Raw genomic sequence first — 21,027 nt, forward strand, 5'->3', positions numbered from 1 at the left:
AGTTGAATCTGGTTAGGCTAACCTACATTCATTGGTCGACGGTGGGGCGAGTTCACCGGTCGCGAACAGAAGGAGCGTTCAGGTGTCAGTTGCAACTGCGGCATTCACGGGCTGGGCCGATGTGCACCGATTCTCGGACCGATCCGGTGGGCGAGCCTTGCTGGCCGAATCGTGCTCCACCCTGCGCGCGCTCAATCCCGACTACCCGCGGATGTACGCGGTGGCCGCCATGGCCGACGAGGGCAAGCGGCGTTGGTGGCAGCTGTCGGTCGGTCTCGACGACGGTCGCGTCGAGCAGATGTATCGCCGTTCGCTCGAGGATCTCGATGTGCCGCACGCTGCGGCGGTGCAGGTGGCGACTGCGCTGATTCATGCGGTGGTCGGGCGGGTCGCAGCACTGCTCGTGCTCGAAGCGCGTGCCTGGGATCCGGGCATCGAGAACTTGTGGATCCATATGGACAGCGACGGGGGAATCGACTGGGCGGGTGTTGCGTCGCCCATCTTGCGAGTGCTGCCGGAGGATCCGGCAGCCGGCGAGCCCGGAACCGTGACGTTGCCCTGTGAACAGGCACTTCTCGTCTGGACCGCGCATCGGTGCCTCACGTCCCTCGGGTCTGTCTATCGCGCGATCAGTGAGCGGGCTCCTCTGGAAGCTCGCGTCTTCTGGGCGCTGGTGGGTGACGCAATCCTCGGTGCGTCGACGTACGTTCCGATTTTGGCCGGGACCGGCCCATCCGCCGGAACACGGCGAGGCCAGTTGCTGCTCGACGCGATGGTCGCTGCCGGAGCGCCCGTCCGATCGCGAGTCGGAGTGCCGGGCCGGCAGCGACTGCGAGCCTCGTGAAGGCCTTGCGCCCAAACTGAGGTATGCCTATGCTAATTTCACACCAACGGACCGCGCCGGAGACCTGAGGGCTGCAGTGTCTCCCGGTCCTTGCCACGGTGGGCCTCTCGTTCGACTCGAACGAGAGGCCCACCGATTTTCTCGGGCACTGTGTCGTGTATTTCTGGTCATGGGTCGACTGCAGTCGGCGAACATCCTCAGTACGCGACCGGAAGCGGAGCAATGACCGATTCGAACGGCACCACCGAAGCGAGCCCCTTCGAGACCCTCACCCCGGAACAGCTGACCGAACTCTGCGGACGCGGATTCGACGGCGTGGTCGGACTGACCTACCGAGAAGTGACCGGCGACGTCGTTCGCGCAGAGTGGGATGTCACCCCGCAACTGCACCAGCCGGCCGGGATCATGCACGGCGGTGTCCTGTGCGCCGTGGTCGAATCGGTTGCCAGCATCGGTGGATCGGCCTGGTTCGGTTCGCGCGGTCATGTCGTCGGGGTGAACAACAGCACGGACTTCCTGCGAGCAACGCGCTCGGGCTCTCTTGCCGCGCACGGACATCCGATCCATCGAGGCCGCACCCAGCAACTCTGGCAGGTCGACATCTCCGACGAGGGCGGCCGCCTGGTGGCGCAGGGCAAAGTGCGGCTGGCGAATATCGAAAACACAGCACGTCTGGGACAGTGAAGCCCATGACCGGACACGACGATGTCGTTCCCCCTCCCGCCGGCGGTGCGCTGACCGACGACGCGTTCGCCCGCATCGAAGCACTCTTCGAGCCCATCGATGCCGATCTGGCGCAGCACTATCCGGGAGACCGCATAGGCGGGCAGCCCTCCCACACTGTCTACGTCCCGGCCTCGGAGGCGTCCGAGAACATCCCGGCCGCATGGGGAACCGCAGCCCTCGGCCTGCTCGATGCGCATCCCGAGGCATTCGCCGACCTCGGTACCACCGATGCTCTACCAGTGGTACGGAACAGGCTGAGCGCGGCACCGATCCAGGACCTCAGGTTCGATTTCGAGGACGGCTACGGGTGGCGCTCCGACGCCGTCGAGGATCGTCACGCCGCGGCAGCAGGTGCAGCGTTGGCTGCCCTGGCACGCGACACGGCAGGCCCGTCGTGGCTGGGCATCCGCGCGAAGGGCCTTGCCGCTCACGAGCGTCGGCGTGGCATTCGAACCCTGGAACTCGTCCTGGACGGGGCCGGGGGAGTGCCCAACGGGTTCGTGTTCACAGTGCCCAAACTCCGCGCGGTCGAGCAGGTTTCGGCCGTGGTCGCGTTGTGCGAAGAGCTCGAGCGGGCTCACGGTCTTCCCGATCGGGCACTCCGTTTCGAGTTGCAGATCGAAAGCCCGCAGGCCGTGGTCGGTGCCGACGGTACGGCGACGCTGGCGCGTGCGATCACCCGCGCGGACGGTCGCTGTACATCGCTCCACTACGGCACCTACGACTACAGCGCGGCGTGTGGAATCACGTCGGCGCAGCAATCACTGACTCATCCGGTGGCGGACCATGCCAAGAACGTCATGCTCGCTGCGGCAGCGCAGACAGGCGTGTGGGTGTGCGACGGATCGACCCAGGTGGTTCCGACCGGCAGCGCCGAACAAGTGGCAGCGTCGGCGCGGCGGCACTTCGATCTGGTGACCAGATCCCTCGAGCGGGGTTTCTACCAGGGGTGGGACATGCACCCCGGCCATCTTGTGACGCGGTGGTTGGCCACGTTCGAGTTCTTTCGTCACGCGATGCCCGTCGCCGCAGCTCGGCTGGGCAACTACCTCGATCGTCGCGGCGGAGATGTGATGGACGAGCCGGCGACGGCGCAAGCTCTCGCGGGCGTATTGGTACGCGGCCTGGACGCGGGCGCGTTCGGGGTCACCGAACTGCAGGACGTGGCCCCTTCTGTTGACCGAAATGTCCTGCGGGGTCTGCTCGATCGGTCGGTCACCGTGCCCTTGGGCTGACTGCGTGTCAGAATTGCCGAGCATCATCACCGATCGGACGGAGAACCTACATGCGGTTGTCTCCGCACGAGCAGGATCGACTGCTCGTCAGCTACGCCGCCGAACTCGCGCGGCGGCGCCGTGCTCGCGGCCTGAAGCTCAATCACCCCGAGGCGATCGCGGTCATCACCGATCACCTCCTCGAGGGTGCTCGTGACGGAAAGTCCGTGGCCGAGCTCATGGCGTCGGGTCGGGAAGTGCTCACGGCCGACGACGTACTGAGTGGTGTGCCCGAACTGCTTCCCGAGGTGATGGTGGAAGCGACGTTTCCCGACGGAACGAAACTGATCACGGTGCACGAGCCGATCTCGCCCGAGCGCGGAGACGGCCATCTGGTTCCGGGTGAGATCTTCACCGTCGCAGGAGATATCGAGATCAACGACGGTGTCGAACCGATCACCTTGACGGTGGTGAACGGCGGCGATCGACCGGTGCAGGTGGGAAGTCACGTGCATCTTCCTCAAGCGAACGCCGCCCTGCAGTTCGATCGCGATCGCGCCTACGGGTGTCGGCTCGACATTCCGGCCGGCACTGCCGTGCGTTTCGAGCCGGGCATCGAGCAGACGGTGCAACTCGTGCCCCTCGGTGGGACTCGCGAGGTATACGGCTTGAGCATGACACCTCCAGGAAAGTTGGACAGCTGATGGCGCGTATGAGTCGCAGTCGATACGCCCAGTTGTTCGGCCCCACGACGGGTGATCGGATTCGGTTGGCCGACACCGACCTTCTGATCGAGATCACCGAGGACCGAAGTGGTGGTCCGGGCAAGGCCGGCGAGGAAGCGGTGTTCGGCGGCGGCAAAGTGATCCGTGAGTCGATGGGCCAGTCACGTGCCACCCGGGCAGACGGTGCCCCGGATACCGTCATCACCGGCGTCGTCGTCGTCGATTACTGGGGAATCATCAAGGCAGACCTCGGTATTCGCGACGGTCGGATCGTTGCGCTCGGAAAGGCCGGCAATCCCGACACCATGACCGGCGTTCACCCGGATCTCGTGATCGGACCATCGACCGAGATCATCGCGGGCAACGGAAAGATCGTCACGGCCGGCGGCATCGATTGCCATGTGCACCTCATCTGCCCGCAGATCAAGGAAGAAGCCCTCGGCGGCGGCATCACCACGGTGATCGCGGGTGGTACCGGGCCCGCCGAAGGCAGCAAGGCAACCACCGTGACCCCGGGTGCGTGGCATCTGTCCAGGATGCTCGAATCGCTCGACGACTGGCCGATGAACATCGTGCTGCTCGGCAAAGGGAACACGGTCAATCCCGATTCGATGTGGGAGCAGTTGCGCGGCGGCGCTTCGGGATTCAAGTTGCACGAGGATTGGGGGTCGACTCCCGCCGCGATCGACGCGTGCCTGCGAGTGTGCGACGAGGCGGGAGTTCAAGCGGCTCTTCACTCGGACACCCTCAACGAGGCCGGATTCGTCGAGACCACCCTCGCTGCGATCAACGGCCGTGGAATACACGCTTATCACACCGAAGGTGCAGGCGGCGGACACGCTCCCGACATCATTACCGTTGCCGCGCAAGCACACGTGCTGCCCAGCTCGACCAATCCGACGCGTCCGCACACCGTGAACACGTTGGACGAGCATCTCGACATGTTGATGGTGTGCCATCACCTCAGTCCGAGCATTCCGGAGGATCTGGCGTTCGCCGAGAGCCGCATTCGGCCGTCGACCATCGCTGCCGAGGACTTGCTGCACGACATGGGAGCGATCTCGATGATCGGCAGCGACGCCCAGGCCATGGGACGTATCGGTGAGGTGGTGCTGCGAACCTGGCAGACAGCTCACGTCATGAAGGCGCGGCGCGGATACCTGTCCGGGGACAACGGCGCCGACAACAATCGGGTCAGGCGATACGTCGCGAAATACACGATCTGTCCGGCCGTGGCCCACGGTCTCGATGCGGAGATCGGGTCGATCGAAACGGGAAAGCTCGCCGATCTGGTGTTGTGGGATCCGGCCTTCTTCGGTGTGCGTCCGCACATGGTCATCAAGGGCGGCATGATCGCCTGGGCCGCGATGGGCGACGCCAATGCGTCCATTCCTACGCCGCAACCCGAGTTGCCGCGGCCGATGTTCGGAGCGTCACCGAAGGCCGCCGCCGCGACGTCGCTGCATTTCGTTGCGCCGCAAGCGATCGAGGACGGTCTGGCCGATCGCCTCGCGTGCGATCGTCGTCTCGTTCCGGTTGCGAACGTGCGCGGGATCAGGAAAGCCGATATGCCGCTCAACGATTCGCTTCCGGAGATCGAAGTCGATCCGGACACCTTCACCGTGCGTATCGACGGCGAGGTATGGAAGGAACAACCGGCGTCCGAATTGCCGATGGCGCAACGGTATTTCCTCTTCTGATGGCCCTTGGATCCCTCACGTCGACTGCGTCGTCGAACGCTGCACGTCGACAGGTCACAACCCTTCTCTCGCTTGCAGATTCGCGACTTCCCACCGGTGGGCACGTTCATTCCGGGGGAGTCGAAGAAGCAATTGCGTCGGGTTTCGTGCGCGACATCGATACCCTCGAAGCATTTCTGCGTCGGCGGATCCGGACGTCGGGAGCCACGGCGGCGTCCATCGCGGGTGCGGTGGTTCTCGGCTCGTTGGATACGGATGCGGCGGACGCCGAGTGCGATGCCCGGACGCCGTCGCCGGCAGTGCGAGCTGCGTCGCGAGCTCAGGGTCGGGGGCTGCTCAGATTGGCCAAATCGGCATGGCCGCATCACGATTGGCAGTCCATCGGCCGCCGTCCGCATCTGGCCGTCGCGGCGGGGCACGTGGGACTCGCAGCCGACCTGTCCGTCGCCGACACCGCGGCTGTGCAGGTGTACATCACCATGACCGGCTCGGCGATCGCGGCGCAACGTCTGCTTGCGCTCGACCCCGCCGAGGTTGCCTCGTGCACCATTCGGTTCGGGGACTTCTGCGACGAGGTGACCGACGCCGCGTGCGCATCGCTCCCGGTTCTGATGGAGCTGTCCGATCCGCTGCTGGACATGTTCGCCGAAGCCCACGCCGTCCGCGATCGCCCACTGTTCGTATCCTGAACTCACGACCGCCGACACGGTTCTCGACCGCAGTACCGTTTTCTCGACCGAAGGAGATGTCATGCCCCCGCACCTGATCGATGGTGAGCCCCACGACCACGGGTTGGACCGACCCAAGCGCACACGGGTCGCAGGCGATGCTTTGCGTGTGGGAATCGGCGGACCCGTCGGGTCGGGCAAGACCGCCTTGGTGGCCGCCTTGTGCCGCCAGCTCCGCGACGAGCTGTCTCTGGCCGTGCTCACCAACGACATCTACACCACCGAGGATGCCGACTTCCTGCGGCGGCACGCAGTGTTGCCGGACGAGCGCATCACGGCCGTGCAGACCGGCGGCTGTCCGCATACCGCGATACGCGACGACATCACCGCCAATCTCGACGCGATCGACGACCTGATCGAGAACAACCCCCCTCTCGACCTGATTCTGGTGGAGTCCGGTGGCGACAATCTCACCGCCACGTTTTCTTCCGGTTTGATCGACGTCCAGATTTTTGTCGTCGACGTCGCGGGAGGAGACAAGGTGCCTCGTAAGGGTGGTCCCGGCGTGACGTTCTCCGACTTACTCGTTGTCAACAAAACCGATCTCGCGCCGTACGTCGGTGCGGATCTGGGTGTCATGGAGCGCAACGCCGCGCAGGTGCGCGAGGGTCGTCCCACGGCCCTGATCTCTCTCACGGACGATCCCGCAGCAACGACGGTGCTCGGCTGGGTGCGTGAGCAATTGAAGGTCATCGCCGACGCCGACGCACACGACCACGCGCACTGAACGATGCACACCGAGCTCCGCATCGACGCGAGTCGTCGACGCAGTCCCCGCATCACATCGGTCGGCGGACTCGCAGGTAGGCAAACGGGGCCCGACACCGTCCACCTGATCGGCACCGCGGCCACGCCTCTCGGCGGAGACACCATCAGCGTCAGGATCTCGGTGGCTGCCGGCGCTCGTCTGGATGTGCGCAGTGTGGCAGCGTCCTTGGCGATGCCCGGTGCAGCACAACGTCATTCGTCGGCGCACTGGCACGTCGAGTTGGGGGCGGGGGCGTCACTCGTTTTCGACCCCGAGCCGATGGTCGTCGTCTCCGATGCCTCTCATACGGTGCTCAATGTCATCGAACTGGAACAAGACTCGGATCTGTGGCTGCGTGAGCGCGTACAGATCGGCAGGCTCGACGAGGTGGCGGGACAGTGGGCGAGTTCGATGCACTGCGATGTGGGAGGCCGGCCGCTGTTGCGCCACCGGGTGGAACTGGGGGAGGGGACGGTGGCGCACGACGGCTTGTCGGCACCGATGTCGATGTCCAGCACGCTTCGCTATCCGGACAGTCGGGATTCCGAGGTCGATCTAGCGGGCGGCACCGTGCGCTTGGCCTTGGCCGGGGGTGGCTCGCTGAGTACCTCCGTCGGTCATCGCCTTCAGCCGACCCGATAGATCGGGCAGGGCAGAAAGAAAGGGCTCCGTCCGACGATGTGCGTCGGACGGAGCCCTTTCTGCTTCGCTTACCTTGCGGGTGCTGCGTGGATCAACCCGCTGCTTTTTCGCGTTCCTCTTCGACCTCGGCCGTCCGCTTGTTCACGTCGCCCGCTTTCTCGAGAGAGTTCAGTTGTTCGATGGCAAGCCGCGCGAACACCTGCTGCTCCGTCGATGCCATCTGAGCACGGCCTCTACCGAGGAACGTGACGAACCAGGAAATGACCGTGGTGATACGGCTGCGGTACCCCACCAGGTAGTACAGGTGCAGGGCGAGCCACATGAGCCATGCGATGAAGCCACCGAACTCCAGCTTACCGACCTTCGCCACCGCATTGAACCGCGACACCGTGGCCATGGAGCCCTTGTCGAAGTACTTGAAGGGTGCTCGCTGGGTGGGGTCGTCCTGCCCCTTGACCGATGCCTTGATCAGCTTGGCTGCGTAGGTGGCACCCTGGATCGCACCCTGTGCCATGCCGGGAACGTCCTTGACCGACATCAAGTCGCCGATGACGAAGACGTTCGGATGACCCTTGACAGTCAGATCCGGTTCCACCAGAACTCGGCCGGCGCGGTCCGTCTCCGAACCCGACTGGTCGGCCAGCTGCTTGCCGAGCGGGCTGCCCTGCACGCCCGCGGACCAGACCTTGCACTGAGCCTCGATACGACGCGTCGTTCCGTCTTTTTCCTTGACGGTCAGGCCGTCGTTGTCGACGTCGGTGACCATCGCGTTGAGCTGGATCTCGACACCGAGCTTCTCGAGCCGTTCGGCTGCCTTGCGGCCGAGTTTCTCGCCCATCGGGGGAAGGACGGCCGGTGCGGCGTCCAGCAGGATGACGCGCGCGTCGCGGGGATCGATGTTGCGGAACGCTCCGTCGAGGGTGCGGTCGGCGAGTTCTGCGATCTGCCCTGCGAGTTCGACACCCGTCGGACCTGCTCCGACGACGACGAACGTCATCAGGCGGTCCTTCTCCTCCTGGTCGTCGGAGAGTTCCGCCTGCTCGAAGGCTCCAAGGATGCGTCCGCGCAGTTCGAGTGCATCGTCGATTGTCTTCATGCCGGGCGCGAACTCGGCGAAATGGTCGTTACCGAAGTACGACTGCTGGGCACCGGCGGCCACGATCAGGCTGTCGAACGGGGTGACGGTGACGCGCTCGAGCAACTTGGACGTGACCGTCTTGGCCTCGAGGTCGATGTTCAGCACGTCGCCCAGCAACACCTCGGCGTTCTTCTGCTTGCGCAGGATGACGCGGGTAGTGGGAGCGATCTCACCGACGGACAGAATGCCTGTGGCCACCTGGTAGAGCAGCGGCTGGAATAGGTGGTGGGTCGTCTTTGCGACGAGGGTGATGTCGACGTCGGCCTTCTTGAGCGCCTTGACGCCGAACAGACCTCCGAACCCGGAACCGATGACGACGACACGGTGACGCTTCGATTCGACCGGTTGGATGCTCATTACCTGCTCCCTAGACGTTGCGATGTAGCCACAACGGTAGTCGCCCCGGGGCGGAGCGTCTCGCCAAGGGCCCAGCTACCGGTCGTCGGGCAGCTCTCGCTGTCGCGGGGAACTACGGGGCAGTAGCCGACCTCTTGGCCAGTTCCACCGTTGCAGCGCGCAGCTCGTCCGCGGAATCGATGGGCTCGGCGTAACCGACTCTGGTGTAGGCCACACCGCGCGGTGTGTGGACGTTCAGATCGAGGCCGTATCGATCTGCGGCCGTACACGTCGCCGAGGTCGCGTCCGGGTAGCCCCCCAGCTTTCGGGCCATCGCCAACAGAGACGTCGAATGGTCCGCGTTGAGGTGCTCGACGGCATAGGCCGAGGACGGAGACACGGGATCCGGGGACGCCTCGGAGTACGCGTCGGCCGTCGCCGAATCCATTCGGCCGTACCCGCCGACCCATCGCACCCGATGCACTCGCATGACCCAAAGCGTGAAGTCGCTGTAATCCACGTAGTACTTGGCGGCCGGCACCGCGTCGAGATGCGCTTGTCGTGCGGCAGTGAGCTCGGCTCCTGCCGGTCGCTCGACCACCCCGGCCAGCGTGATGCGGCCCGAGGCCAGCGGGTCCGTCTGTGACTGGGGTGCAACGATCGACAGACTCGCTCGTGGATCACCGTCGAGATTTCGACCATGCTCCGCCATCCGCGACACGCACAGCACGGGTGCTCCGTCGAGCAAGCCGTATGTCACGAACGACGCCCATGGATCGCCGTCGGCGGTCAGGCTGGCCAGCGTCGCGATATTGGTGGACGCAGCGATCGTGCGCGCCTCCTCGGCCGCCGACGGACGACGGTCCGCGACCACCGGAGACAGGGGAGGGGGAACGGACGGGGCGTCGCCGGGATCGCCGTGATCGAGTGCCATGGGCGGCAGTCTACGTTCGTCCCGGAACGAGATGGTGTGCGTGCGTGACCGCGTCGCCGATCAGTGCCAGTCCGAGAATCACGAAGATGATCCGAACCGCGGTCGGTCCGTACCGCGTGAGTGTGCGGACGGTGGTGGCGAACGCCCGCCTCGATCGTGGGCTTGTGCGCGAAGCGAGAAACAGTACGAGCACCGGCGGCAGTAATGCGATCGTGCAATAGACGATCACGATCGCCGGCCACCATGCTGGACGCGGTTCGTGAGCTGACAGCATGGCCAGTCCCGCCAGATAGGGGACACCTGTGGGCCCTTGGACCAGCCCGATCACGGCACCGGCGAGGCCGACGATCCACGGGTTGGAACCGAGCCGCGTCGCCCACGCAGGCGTGGAACTTTGCCTACTGCGCACGGAGGCCAACGCAAGCAGCACGACACCCACGATCACTTGAGCCCAGTATCGAACGGACGGTGTGAGGGTGAAGTCGAACAGGCCGGTCACGAAGTCGATGCCGAGCACCGTCAGCAGACCGAACAGGCTCGTCGCCGTGAAGATCCCGGCGAGGAACGCCGACCCGGCGCGGAAGGGGCTGCGCCGGGAAACCCTGGCCTGCACCGAAATAGCCGCGGTGATACCGACGACGAGCACATCGAGGGAGTCGAGAACCGCGAACCCGACGAGCGCAGCAAGCAGAGCAACCATAGGAGCGTCAGGCTAGCGGCCGACGAACGCGACGTCCTCGGTGGCGACGGCCGATGCGGTTCGACCGGGTGCGGTCTGGTTGTCCCAGTACATGTTCGTGTGCGCGATGACCTGCTGCGCTGTAGGCAGGGCGGGGTCCGGCAGGTTCTCCGTCGTGTGGGCGTCGCTGACCAAGGTCACGTCGTACCCACGAATCAGAGCTCCGTGCAGAGTCGATCGCACACAGAAGTCCGTTTGCGCGCCGGCAACCACCACACGACCGACGCCGGCACCGGCGAGCACCTCCTCCAAGGACGTGTCCTCGAAGGCGTCTCCATGCTTCTTGTGCACCAATGCATCTCCGGCGTCGATCGGAAGTTCCTCCACGAGTTGCCAGCCTGGGCTGCCGGACACGAGCTCGTGGTCCGAGGAATGCTGCACCCAGATCACCGGTGTGTCGGTCTTTCGCGCTCGTGAGACCAGTCGCACCATGTTGTCGACGACGCGAGTGCGATCGTGGGCGGCGGCCATGACGTCGTTCTGGACGTCGACGATCAACAGCGCAGTTGCAGGGCGGTCGGGCAGGGTGGTCACGTCGTCTCCATCGGGTATTCGGTTCTGGTCAGCTATCCGACGTACGCGGCCAGGTGCTTCGCGGTCAGGGTGGATCCGTCCGCCACCAGATCTGCGGGGGTGCCCTCGAAGACCACGAGGCCGCCGTCGTGCCCGGCTCCTGGGCCGAGGTCGATGATCCAGTCGGCGTGGGCCATGACGGCCTGATGGTGCTCGATGACGATCACCGACTTACCCGAGTCGACCAGGCGGTCGAGCAACCCGAGCAGTTTGTCCACATCGGCGAGGTGTAGCCCGGTGGTCGGCTCGTCGAGTACGTACACCCCGCCCTTCTCGGCCATGTGTGTCGCGAGCTTGAGTCTTTGCCGTTCGCCGCCCGACAGAGTCGTCAGCGGCTGGCCGATCTTCAGGTAGCCGAGTCCGACGTCGTTGAGCCGTTGCAGAATCTTGTGTGCCGCAAGCAGTTTCGCCGGTCCGTCGGAGAAGAAATCCTCGGCCTCGGCAACCGACATGGACAGCACCTCGTCGATGTTTCGCCCGCCGAAATGGTACTCGAGTACCGAAGCTTGAAACCGTTTGCCCTCGCACACCTCACACGTCGTGGCAACGCCGGCCATCATGGCGAGGTCGCTGTAGATGACGCCCGCCCCATTGCACGTCGGGCAGGCACCTTCCGAATTGGAGCTGAACAGAGCGGGTTTGACCGCATTCTCCTTCGCGAAGGCTTTGCGGATGGGCTCGAGCAGGCCCGTGTAGGTCGCGGGGTTGCTTCGCCTCGATCCCCGGATCGCACCTTGATCGACCGAGACCACATCGTCGGTACCCGAGAGCGACCCGTGAATCAGCGAGCTCTTACCGGAGCCCGCCACTCCGGTGACAACGACCAGCACGCCGAGTGGAACGTCGACGTCCACGTCTCGCAGATTGTTCGAATCCGCCCCTCGAATCTCGAGCACCTCGGAGAACTCGCGAACCGAATCCTTGAGACTCGCGCGGTCGTCGAAATGGCGGCCCGTGACCGTATCGCTTTGTCTCAGCTGGTCGACGGTGCCTTCGAAGCAGACGTGCCCGCCCGCGCTGCCGGCACCGGGCCCCAGGTCGACGACATGATCGGCGATGGCAATCGTTTCCGGCTTGTGCTCCACGACGAGAACGGTGTTTCCCTTGTCCCGCAACTGCAGCAGAAGGTTGTTCATCCGTTCGATGTCGTGGGGGTGCAGACCGGTCGTCGGCTCGTCGAACACGTAGGTGACATCGGTCAGCGACGACCCGAGATGTCGAATCATTTTCGTGCGCTGCGCTTCTCCGCCGGACAGTGTTCCCGACGGCCGATCCAGGCTCAAGTAGCCGAGGCCGATTTCCACGAAAGAGTTCAGGGTCTCGCTCAGTGTCGTCAGTAGCGGTGCCACCGACGGTTCCTTCAGGCCCGCGACCCATGTGGCCAGGTCGCTGATCTGCATCGAGCAGGCGTCGGCGATGTTGATGCCCTTGATCTTCGACGATCGTGCACCCTCGTTGAGCCGCGTTCCGTCGCATTCGGGACACGTGGTGAACGTGATCGCGCGCTCCACGAACGCCCGGATATGCGGTTGCATCGCGTCGACATCCTTCGAAAGAAACGACTTCTGGATCTGAGGAATCAATCCGGAATAGGTCAGATTGATCCCCTCGACCTTGATCTTCGTGGGCTCTCGATACAGCAGATCGTCGAGCTCTTTCTTCGTGTATTTCGAGATCGGCTTGTCGGGGTCGAAGTAACCGCAGCCGCGAAAGATCCTGCCGTACCAGCCTTCCATGCTGTAGCCGGGAATGGTGATGGCGCTCTCGTTGAGCGACTTGTCTGCGTCGTACAGGGCATTCAGGTCGAAGTCGCTGACCGAGCCGCGTCCCTCACAGCGCGGGCACATTCCACCGGTGACGGAGAAGGACTTCTTCTCCGTGGTCTGACGGCCTCCCTTGTCCACCTTGTAAGCGCCTGCACCGGAGACCGACGCCACGTTGAACGAAAAAGCCTGTGCAGAGCCGATATACGGCTTCCCCACTCTGCTGAAGAGAATGCGAAGCATGGCATAGGCGTCGGTGGCGGTTCCGACGGTGGAGTGGGGATTGGCACCCATTCGCTGTTGGTCGACGATGATGGCCGTCGTGAGCCCGTCCATCACATCGACGTCGGGCCGCGCGAGAGTCGGCATGAAGCCCTGAACGAAGGCGCTGTAGGTCTCGTTGATCATGCGCTGGGATTCGGCCGCGATGGTGCTGAAGACGAGGGAACTCTTACCGGAACCGGAGACACCGGTGAACACAGTCAGGCGTCGCTTGGGAAGTTCGACGCTGATGTCGGCGAGATTGTTCTGCCGCGCGCCCTGTACTCGAATCAGATCGTGACTGTCGGCGGCGTGCGCTGCCGATTTCTGCGTGACCTTGGTCGTCGCCATGCTCGCGGTGTCTCCTGATCGTCACGGCAACCGAAACCGAGAAGGTCGATTGCACCGAGGTATGTGTGCGATCACGGTAGTCGTATCGGAACGCGCATGCTTCTCGATTCCTGATCGATTCCTGTCACCGCCAACGCGTGGGCCAGACGCTGCAGATCTGCGGCGGACGATTCGAGCAACGGGCGCCGCACCGTGGCGTCGGCCAGCACACCGATGGCGACCAAGGCCGCCTTGGCCATGATCGCTCCCTGGGTGGTGCGCATGATGGCCTCGACGAGAGGTAGCAGCGATCGCTGTACCGCGTTCGCGCGAGTCAGATCTCCGGCACGGACCGCGTCGAAGAGCTCGGCGTAGCGGTCGGCGACGACATTGCCGACCACACTCACCGAACCCGTTGCACCGCAACACAGATAGGGCAGTGTCAATTCGTCGATACCGCAGTAATAGGCCAGGTCGGTTGCGGCCATGACGTTCATCGCCTCGTACAGGTCACCTTTCGCGTCCTTGACCGCCGTGATCGAGGTGTGCCGCGAGAGTTCGATCAGCGTCGAGGCGTCGATCGGCACACCGGTCCGAGCCGGCACGTCGTACACCATGACCGGTAGCGCTGCGGCATCGGCGATGGCGACGATGTGCTCGACGATGCCGGCCTGCGTGGGGCGCGAGTAGTAGGGGGCGGTCACGAGCAATGCGTCGGCCCCTGCATCGGCGGCACGTCGCGCCGCCTCGATCCCGGCGGAGGTGTTGTTGGTGCCGACACCCGCGATCACGCGCAGGGCGTGGCCCGAGAATTCGCGCGTCGCCGTGATCAGATCGGTCTGCTCACGCGGCGTGAGAGTCGGCGCCTCCCCAGTGGTGCCGGCGACGACGACGCCGTCGCACCCGGTCGCGAGCAAGTGGGTCAGCAATGCGTCCGTGCCGGTGCGGCTCACCTGCCCATCGGCGTTCATCGGTGTGCACATGGCAACGAGGTTGGTGCCGAACGTCGACGTGGCCGAAGGAGTGGACATGTTCATCGTCCGAGTGTGAGGCCACATGATCGTCCCGGTCCAGCGATGTAATTTCGGCAATATTGCGTACCGTTGCTTCATGATCGATGTCAATGCACTCCACGCGCTGCGTGCAGTCGCCGCCCTGGGCACGCTGACGAAAGCGGCCGACGAGCTCGGCTTCACCTCGTCGGCCGTCTCCCAGCAGATCAAACGGCTCGAACGCCAGGTCGGAACGCCGGTACTTGCGCAGGCGGGCAGAGGTGTTGTGCTCACGCCGGCCGGACGGGCAGTGGTCGAATCCGCGGACGAGGTGTTTCACGCCCTCGAGCGGTGTCTGGAGTCGGCGAGATCGGCAGACGAGGGTGCCGCGCGCGGGGTGGTACGAGTGGTCGGATTCTCCACTGCGATCCGCGGTCTGCTCGCACCTGCACTCGCGACCCTGAGCGCTCGCTATCCAGACCTCACCGTGCAGATCGGGGAGGAGGACCCGGATCGGGCGCTGCACAGTGTGCATTCGGGGGCAGCAGACTTGGCGCTGGTGCACGACGCCGACGGAGTTCCCGCAGTGGCTCCGCGCTCGATCGTTCGGCGATCCATTCACACCGACCACGGCGATGTCGTCATGAATCGAACCCACCCCCTCGCCGCAGGGAAGTCTCCACTGACACCGGCAGGCCTCGCGACGTACCCATGGGTGACGAGCCCGGCGGGCACGGTGTGCCACCAATGGTTTCGACGGTTGTTCGCCGATACGTCGAGCGAGATCGACGTTCGGCACCTCGTCGACGACTTCTCCACGCAGCTTTCCCTGGTCGAGGCAGACGATGTGCTGGCACTGATTCCCCGTCTCGCAAGACCGCCTCTGGGCTCGGCGCTCGTGGCCGTACCGCTGGCGCGCGCCCCCGAGCGAGAAGTGCATGCCGCGTGGAGGCGCAGCGCCGATGCGAGTCCGGCGATCCACGCCGTGCTGGACCTACTCGATTCGGCGCTGCGACGAGGTCAAGATGACGAGTAGACCGGTGGCTCGTGTCATGGCCACATAGGTGTCCACCGCAGCTGCGATGCCGGAGCCGAACGAATACGGGTCGATCAGAACGACCAGATCGAATTCCAGACCTTTGGCGAGCTGCGGTGTCAGCGAGCTGATTCGATCGGAATGCGGAAACGTCGGATCACCGATCGCGCATGCGGTTCCGCCGGTCGTCGAACCGAGCCAATCGGCGAGAACCGTCGGTAGAGACGCGACGTCCCGATATTCGACCGGCACGCCGGTACTGCGTATCGACGTGGGAACGTTGGCGTCTGGCAGCGCCGCCCGGATCACCGGCTCGGCCACGTCCATTACTTCCTGCGGCGTGCGGTAATTGACGCCGAGAGTGCTGATGGTCAACTCGTCGATACCTACTCGTTCGAGCCGATCCGGCCACGACTCGGTGAAGCCCCGACGAGACTGCGCACGGTCACCGACAATGGTGAAGCTCCCAGCAGGGCATCGCCGAATCACCATGTGCCACTGCGCATCGGTCAACTCCTGAGCCTCGTCGATCACTATGTGCGCGAAGGGACCCGCCAGCGGATCCGTCGGGTGGTCCTCGAAGCCGGACGAATCGACGAGAGCATCCCGAATTATCTCCTGACGGAATTGCGCGGCCATCTTCTCGTCGTCGTCGACCGCCATCAACTCGTCGACGACACTGTCCATTCGCGAGCGTTCGATCGCAGCAGCCAACGATCGGCGTCGTTGTCGTAGAGCATGTTTCGGATCGCCGAGTCGCGCCCGTGCCGCGTCGAGCAGAGGTAGGTCGGCCACGGTCCAGCGTGCCGCATCCGGGCGTCGAAGTGCTCGGATGTCGTCCGCGTCGAGCCAGGGTGCGCATGTGCGCAGGTATGCCGGAACGCTCCACAGGTCCGCGACGAGGTCGGCGGCATCGACGATCGTCCACGAGCGTTCCAGGGCATCACGCAGATCCTCGTTGTGCTGCAGCGACTGCCGAAACTCTTCGCGGGATGCTCCTCCGGCGCAGCGATCGGTCACGATGGTCGTCAATAGATCCCAGATCAGCTCGCGAGCCTCGTTGTGCGGAGTACCGGGATCTGGCGCACCGAATGCCTCAACCCAGTCGTTCGGCGTCACTACGAATGTGCCCCAATCTGTTTCGACTGTGACGTTCTGGACTGGTGGTCGTTCGTAGAAGGCAACAGCCGCCTCGATGACCGCGTCGACGTCGAGGTTTTCCTTGAGCCGCGCCGCAACAGGATCGGTGTCGTCGAGCGCATGTGCCCCCTCTGCGACGAGGTCTCGAAGGGTCCACGTCCGTACTCCCTCCTCGCCGAGACCGGGGAGTACGCCCGAGACGTACTCGAGGTAGGGCTGATGCGGACCGATGAACAGTACTCCGCCGCGGTTGTGTCCAATCCGTGAGTCTGCGTACAGCAGATACGCGGTGCGGTGGAGGGCAACAACAGTTTTCCCGGTTCCCGGGCCGCCGTCGACCACCAGTGCCCCGTGCGCGTCGGCTCGAATGATTGCGTCCTGATCCGCCTGGATCGTGCCCAGTACGTCACGCATCCGAGGTGAGCGCTCGACACCCAGACTGGCGATGAACGCGGACTGATCGTCCAGTGCGCCGTTGTCGTCCAGAGACGTGGGATCGAACACCTCGTCCCAGTAGTCGGTGATGCTGCCGTTGGTCCACCGATAGCGGCGACGGCTTCTCAGCCCCATCGGGTTGGCATGGGTTGCACCGAAGAACGGCTCGGCACCGGGGGAGCGCCAGTCGACGAGCAGTTGCTCGCCCGCATCTCCGAGCAAGCCGGTGCGCCCTACGTACACCGGTTGGTCCGAGCCGATCGGGACGAACCGCCCCAGACACAGATCGGCACCGTAACGATGCAGTTGACGCAGTCGCCCGTTCAATCGATGAATCTCGAAATCACGTTCCATCACCTCCTGTCCCATCCGTCCGGATGACTTCTGGATGGCGTTCAATCGAGCGATCGTGTCGGAACGTGACTTCTCGATACTGGCAGTGATCGCCGAAAAGTGCTGTCGGTCATGACCTATGAGCGAGGGTTGGCGCTTCGATGCGAGCCTGTCGGGGAGGTCGAAGACATGGGGCGGCACTGATTTCACGGGACTCCGATCCGATGGTGCGGGTGTGCAGCGAGCCATTCTGAACCCTCGACGGGGTCTTGCCGCAAGACCCCGGGTGCGCTATACATTGAAAGTGGAAAGAGAGCGAATCTTCTTCTCCGCATCACGCCGCAGACGCCCGTTTCGTGTTCTGCGTGGATTACTTCCCTTGATCGGCACGGGCGTATTGGCCGGCGGAGCCGTTCAGCTCGGTTTTGTGACCGGCGTACGGGTCGACGGTCACGGCGGTGAGGTCGGCGCTGCTGTCGCTCTGATCGGCCTGACATGTTGCGTAGCGCTTCTCGCGTGGGGTTGGACCGGATTGTGTGCGTCCCCGAAGGCGCTCGCGGCGGCCATTTCGACCGGGGTCCTGGCGTTCCTCACCACGGCGCTGACCATTTCCTTCGTGGCAGCGCCCTACGACGCGATCGTGTGCGGACACTCATCGGACTTCTGCGGACTGGGAGTGCTTCAGGTGGTTCCGACAGTCGGGGCGGTAGCGCCGTGGACCGTCGCCGGAATTCCCGGCCTACTTCTCGTACTCACGGATCGGCGCGCACGACGCATAACGAGGGATCAGACGGTCAGCCCACCACCGCGGTGAAGTTCGAGTCGGTGGATGACGCCGCCGAACAGGCTTCGTTGTACTGCTTCGTCGGCGAAGTAGCTGTCGATGTGAAGGGGTTCGAGATTGGGGTGCGCGTCGAGGTGTTCACGAATGACCGGTAAGACAACATCGGGCGTGAGCACGAATCGCTCGCCACCGAGGTCGGTGATGCTCGCTCGGCCGCAGCCGTCCCAATCGTGGACGTTGGACCAGTGGCGAATTCCGCAGCCCTCGATCGCTTCGATCAACAGTCGCTGCGCGTAGGGCAGCACAATGGTGCAGTTCGCGCGCACCGCCGCAAGGCTCTGCCGATACCCGGGAGCCGCGGCGTAAGCCCGAGCTGCGTGCTTTTCGACGTCGTTCCTGGTCATGAGAGTTCCAATCGCATTGTGCACCGGCCCCGCGCGCCGTTGCACCGGTCGGAAATCATGAACACGGCGTGACGTAACTGAACGTTCTTCATCGCAGATCCGGGCGGACCTTGCCCCTGAATCGCTGTCGGAGGCGGCGCGGGTGCCTTCTGCAGCTGGGGTGGCTATGCGAGTAGCTCTGATTCGGCACGCTATCACGAAGCGAAGTGACGGGGGTTCACTTAGAAGACCGCAGCAGATCGGTGATTGCTGCGGCGCTCATCGGACGTCCGAGCAGGAATCCCTGAGCTACGTCGCATCCTGTTGCGGCGAGTGCTTCGAGTTGTTCTTCGGTTTCGACGCCTTCGCCGACGACTGTGACGTCGAACGCGCGGGCGAGTGCAACGATCGCCGAGATTATTGCCCTGGCGCGGACGGCGGGCAACCGGGCCACGTATGACTTGTCGATCTTGAAGCTCTCGAACATCGGGTACCGGTCCAGATACGACATGGAACTGTGCCCCTTACCCATATCGTCGAGGAGCAAGGACACACCCATTGCGTGCAGCGCCGCAACGGTATTCGCCACCCTTTCGGTGTCTGCGACCCACACTGTTTCGGTCACTTCCAGACCCAATGCGTTCGGTGGTAGGCCGGTGTCAGCCAGAACAGTGGCGACCTGCGTCGGAAACTCGTGGTCTCGCAGTTGGAGCGCACTGACGTTGACGCGCACCACGACGTCGGAGAATGCGCGCCACCGCACTGCGTCGGTGCACGCGACGCGGAGCGCCCACGCGCCCAATGGTGTTGCGAGACCTGTTCTCTCGGCGACTGCGACGAATTCGGTCGGCTCGACAGGCCCTAGATCGTGATGATTCCAACGGGCGAGCGCCTCGACTGCAACGACCTCACGCGTCGAGATGTCCACCAGAGGTTGGTATGCCATGGTGAGTTCGTTCGAGCTCAATGCCGAGCGCAGGTCGACCGACAACGATCTGATCCGGTCGGCGTCGTACAGGTCTCCCGGGTCGAAAACTGCATGGCCACCGGTTCCGCTGTCCTTGGCGCGATACATTGCCAGATCTGCCCGGTGAATCAGCTCATGCCTTGTCGAATTCGAGTCGGAGACAGCGACACCGATGCTGGCACTGAGTGGGATGGGGACGTCCTCGGCAGCGAATGGTTTCGCGATGGTGCGGGCGATGTGTCGCGCGATCTCCTCCGCTCGTTCCACAGTGCGCACCCCTTCGCAGATGATCAGGAATTCGTCCCCGCCGAGACGAGCAATGGTGTCGGTCGCGCTCGTTGCGGACACCAGTCGCTCCACGAATTTCACCAGCGCCCTGTCTCCGGCGTCGTGGCCCAGGCTGTCGTTGATGATTTTGAAGTCGTCGATATCCAGCAGAAGGAGGGCCAAAGTATCGGACTGAAAGCGTGCCCGAGCCAGAGCGGTGTCGAGGACGTCGTAGGCGAAAGTGCGATTGGGCAACCCGGTGAGTGCGTCGTGGGTGCTGCGCCGTCGGAGTTGGCTTTCCAGTTCCATTCGTCGAAGTGCCGCGGAGACGATACCCGCGACGGAGCTGAGGAACGAGACTTCCTGTTCGCGATACAGCCGTGCTTCCACACTGTGGATCGAGAGGACTCCCCAGGCGTCTCCAACCGCAGTCATGATCGGTACTGCCACACCGCTGCGCAGTCCGAGCTCCGCCATCGTGCCTGTACGAAACCGGCTTTCGTCGCCGCGGTTGCTGCAAATCACTGGCTGTTCGTGAGCGAGTGCGTACCCGGTCATGGAGCCGTCGCCGGAAGGAACGTCCCGACGAATACCGAGCGAACCGCTCGCGGCATCCATGGTCAAGTAAGGATCGGTGGAATTCTCGAGGTGCGCGATGGCGGAATTTCCCACACCCATCAACGTGGCGGCAGTGTCGGTGGCTGCAGTCAACAGCTCCGACAGCTCGGCGACGACTGCGAACCGACTGAGGTCGGCCAGGGCTTTTTGCTCCTGTGCGTGTCGGCTGGCGGTTACGGCATCGGCCGCCATCCGGGCACTACGTTGTTCGACGGTGTGCCGATGCCGGATGATCGAGGCGACGACGTCAGGTCGGCCGTCCGGGGTGTGAACGACGTATGCCGAGACCACGACCGGAATACCTGCACCGGTCCCGTGATGGCGTAGTTCGCAGTAGCCGTCCCACCTCCCGTCGGAACGCAGCGCCGTACCGATCTCCTCGGCGCGCTCACGGCCGTCCGCAGTGAGGAAATCCAAAGCTGGCAGTGTCGATGCCTCGGCCCAGTCGGACACGCCGATGAGTTCCAGGCCTGCTGGGTTGATGTGGAGAACTGTGCCCGTCAGGTCGGCGAGTGCAACGAAGTCCGGCGATCGCTCCAGAAATTGCCGAAGCGACATCACATCGTCGGCAGCATCGAACATCGGCCCTCCGATCTGCGTCGCTCGGTGTTCGAGCGGCTCGGGCCAATGTTATTCGGCCACCGAGTTCGATGGGTTCGAACACGAGCGGG

The 21,027-nt window shown here is 64.1% G+C and carries 19 protein-coding genes; 10 read left to right on the plus strand and 9 right to left on the minus strand.

Going from position 1 to position 21,027, the window contains the following annotated elements:
* The first annotated feature begins 82 nt into the window (after positions 1-82).
* The 8 genes from QM588_RS10595 (at position 83) to QM588_RS10630 (ending at position 7,327) form a co-directional block, all read left to right on the plus strand.
* Positions 83-844, plus strand: coding sequence for a hypothetical protein (locus tag QM588_RS10595; RefSeq protein WP_442972894.1), 762 nt, complete (start codon positions 83-85; stop codon positions 842-844).
* Between the two features lie 222 nt (positions 845-1,066).
* On the plus strand, positions 1,067-1,528 hold the full coding sequence (locus QM588_RS10600; RefSeq protein ID WP_027497142.1) for a PaaI family thioesterase: 462 nt from the start codon (positions 1,067-1,069) through the stop codon (positions 1,526-1,528).
* Between the two features lie 5 nt (positions 1,529-1,533).
* Positions 1,534-2,805 carry a DUF6986 family protein gene (locus tag QM588_RS10605; protein WP_283313119.1) on the plus strand — a complete coding sequence of 424 codons (1,272 nt, stop codon included), beginning with the start codon at positions 1,534-1,536 and terminating at the stop codon, positions 2,803-2,805.
* A 50-nt stretch (positions 2,806-2,855) separates the two neighbouring features.
* A complete protein-coding gene (locus QM588_RS10610) occupies positions 2,856-3,488 on the plus strand; it encodes an urease subunit gamma (protein ID WP_283313122.1) in 633 nt (210 codons plus the stop codon).
* Positions 3,488-5,209 carry an urease subunit alpha gene (locus QM588_RS10615; RefSeq protein WP_283313123.1) on the plus strand — a complete coding sequence of 574 codons (1,722 nt, stop codon included), beginning with the start codon at positions 3,488-3,490 and terminating at the stop codon, positions 5,207-5,209. The genes QM588_RS10610 and QM588_RS10615 overlap by 1 nt, the downstream gene beginning before the upstream one ends.
* Positions 5,209-5,898, plus strand: coding sequence for an urease accessory protein UreF (locus QM588_RS10620; RefSeq protein WP_283313125.1), 690 nt, complete (start codon positions 5,209-5,211; stop codon positions 5,896-5,898). The genes QM588_RS10615 and QM588_RS10620 overlap by 1 nt, the downstream gene beginning before the upstream one ends.
* A gap of 61 nt (positions 5,899-5,959) precedes the next feature.
* Positions 5,960-6,664, plus strand: a complete 705-nt coding sequence (ureG, locus tag QM588_RS10625) for an urease accessory protein UreG (protein WP_283313127.1) — start codon at positions 5,960-5,962, stop codon at positions 6,662-6,664.
* Between the two features lie 3 nt (positions 6,665-6,667).
* Positions 6,668-7,327, plus strand: a complete 660-nt coding sequence (locus tag QM588_RS10630; protein ID WP_027497138.1) for an urease accessory protein UreD — start codon at positions 6,668-6,670, stop codon at positions 7,325-7,327.
* 91 nt (positions 7,328-7,418) lie between these two features.
* Here the strand turns inward: QM588_RS10630 and QM588_RS10635 are convergent, their stop codons facing one another.
* The 6 genes from QM588_RS10635 to dapA all read right to left on the minus strand — a co-directional run bounded on the left by QM588_RS10635 (position 7,419) and on the right by dapA (position 14,438).
* Positions 7,419-8,822: an NAD(P)/FAD-dependent oxidoreductase gene (locus QM588_RS10635; protein WP_032366182.1), complete on the minus strand. Its 1,404-nt coding sequence runs from the start codon at positions 8,820-8,822 to the stop codon at positions 7,419-7,421.
* Between the two features lie 112 nt (positions 8,823-8,934).
* Entirely contained in the window at positions 8,935-9,735 is an 801-nt protein-coding gene (locus QM588_RS10640; RefSeq protein ID WP_027497136.1) for a HugZ family pyridoxamine 5'-phosphate oxidase, read from the minus strand.
* Positions 9,736-9,745: 10 nt separating this feature from the next.
* A complete protein-coding gene (locus QM588_RS10645; protein ID WP_283313130.1) occupies positions 9,746-10,435 on the minus strand; it encodes a GAP family protein in 690 nt (229 codons plus the stop codon).
* A gap of 12 nt (positions 10,436-10,447) precedes the next feature.
* Complete coding sequence (locus QM588_RS10650) at positions 10,448-11,008, minus strand: isochorismatase family protein (RefSeq protein ID WP_283313131.1); 561 nt, start codon at positions 11,006-11,008, stop codon at positions 10,448-10,450.
* Positions 11,009-11,040: 32 nt separating this feature from the next.
* Positions 11,041-13,422, minus strand: coding sequence for an excinuclease ABC subunit UvrA (locus QM588_RS10655; RefSeq protein ID WP_283313133.1), 2,382 nt, complete (start codon positions 13,420-13,422; stop codon positions 11,041-11,043).
* A 71-nt stretch (positions 13,423-13,493) separates the two neighbouring features.
* On the minus strand, positions 13,494-14,438 hold the full coding sequence (gene dapA / locus QM588_RS10660; RefSeq protein ID WP_283313136.1) for a 4-hydroxy-tetrahydrodipicolinate synthase: 945 nt from the start codon (positions 14,436-14,438) through the stop codon (positions 13,494-13,496).
* Between the two features lie 73 nt (positions 14,439-14,511).
* Between dapA and QM588_RS10665 the strand changes: the two genes are divergently transcribed.
* On the plus strand, positions 14,512-15,429 hold the full coding sequence (locus QM588_RS10665; protein ID WP_283313138.1) for a LysR family transcriptional regulator: 918 nt from the start codon (positions 14,512-14,514) through the stop codon (positions 15,427-15,429).
* On the opposite strand, the gene helR is transcribed toward QM588_RS10665, so the two are convergent.
* Entirely contained in the window at positions 15,388-17,547 is a 2,160-nt protein-coding gene (gene helR / locus QM588_RS10670) for an RNA polymerase recycling motor ATPase HelR (protein WP_283313140.1), read from the minus strand. The two genes, QM588_RS10665 and helR, sit on opposite strands and share 42 nt — an antisense overlap.
* Positions 17,548-17,641: 94 nt before the next feature.
* On the opposite strand from helR, the gene QM588_RS10675 reads away from it, so the two are divergent.
* Positions 17,642-18,151: a hypothetical protein gene (locus tag QM588_RS10675; protein WP_283313141.1), complete on the plus strand. Its 510-nt coding sequence runs from the start codon at positions 17,642-17,644 to the stop codon at positions 18,149-18,151.
* Here QM588_RS10675 and QM588_RS10680 read toward each other — a convergent pair.
* Both QM588_RS10680 and QM588_RS10685 read right to left on the minus strand, forming a co-directional pair.
* On the minus strand, positions 18,124-18,525 hold the full coding sequence (locus tag QM588_RS10680; protein WP_283313142.1) for a hypothetical protein: 402 nt from the start codon (positions 18,523-18,525) through the stop codon (positions 18,124-18,126). The genes QM588_RS10675 and QM588_RS10680 overlap by 28 nt on opposite strands.
* 217 nt (positions 18,526-18,742) lie before the next feature.
* Positions 18,743-20,938: a sensor domain-containing protein gene (locus QM588_RS10685; RefSeq protein WP_283313145.1), complete on the minus strand. Its 2,196-nt coding sequence runs from the start codon at positions 20,936-20,938 to the stop codon at positions 18,743-18,745.
* Between the last annotated feature and the right edge of the window lie 89 nt (positions 20,939-21,027).

The organism is Rhodococcus sp. IEGM 1354 (assembly GCF_030056855.1).
Taxonomy (GTDB): domain Bacteria; phylum Actinomycetota; class Actinomycetes; order Mycobacteriales; family Mycobacteriaceae; genus Rhodococcoides.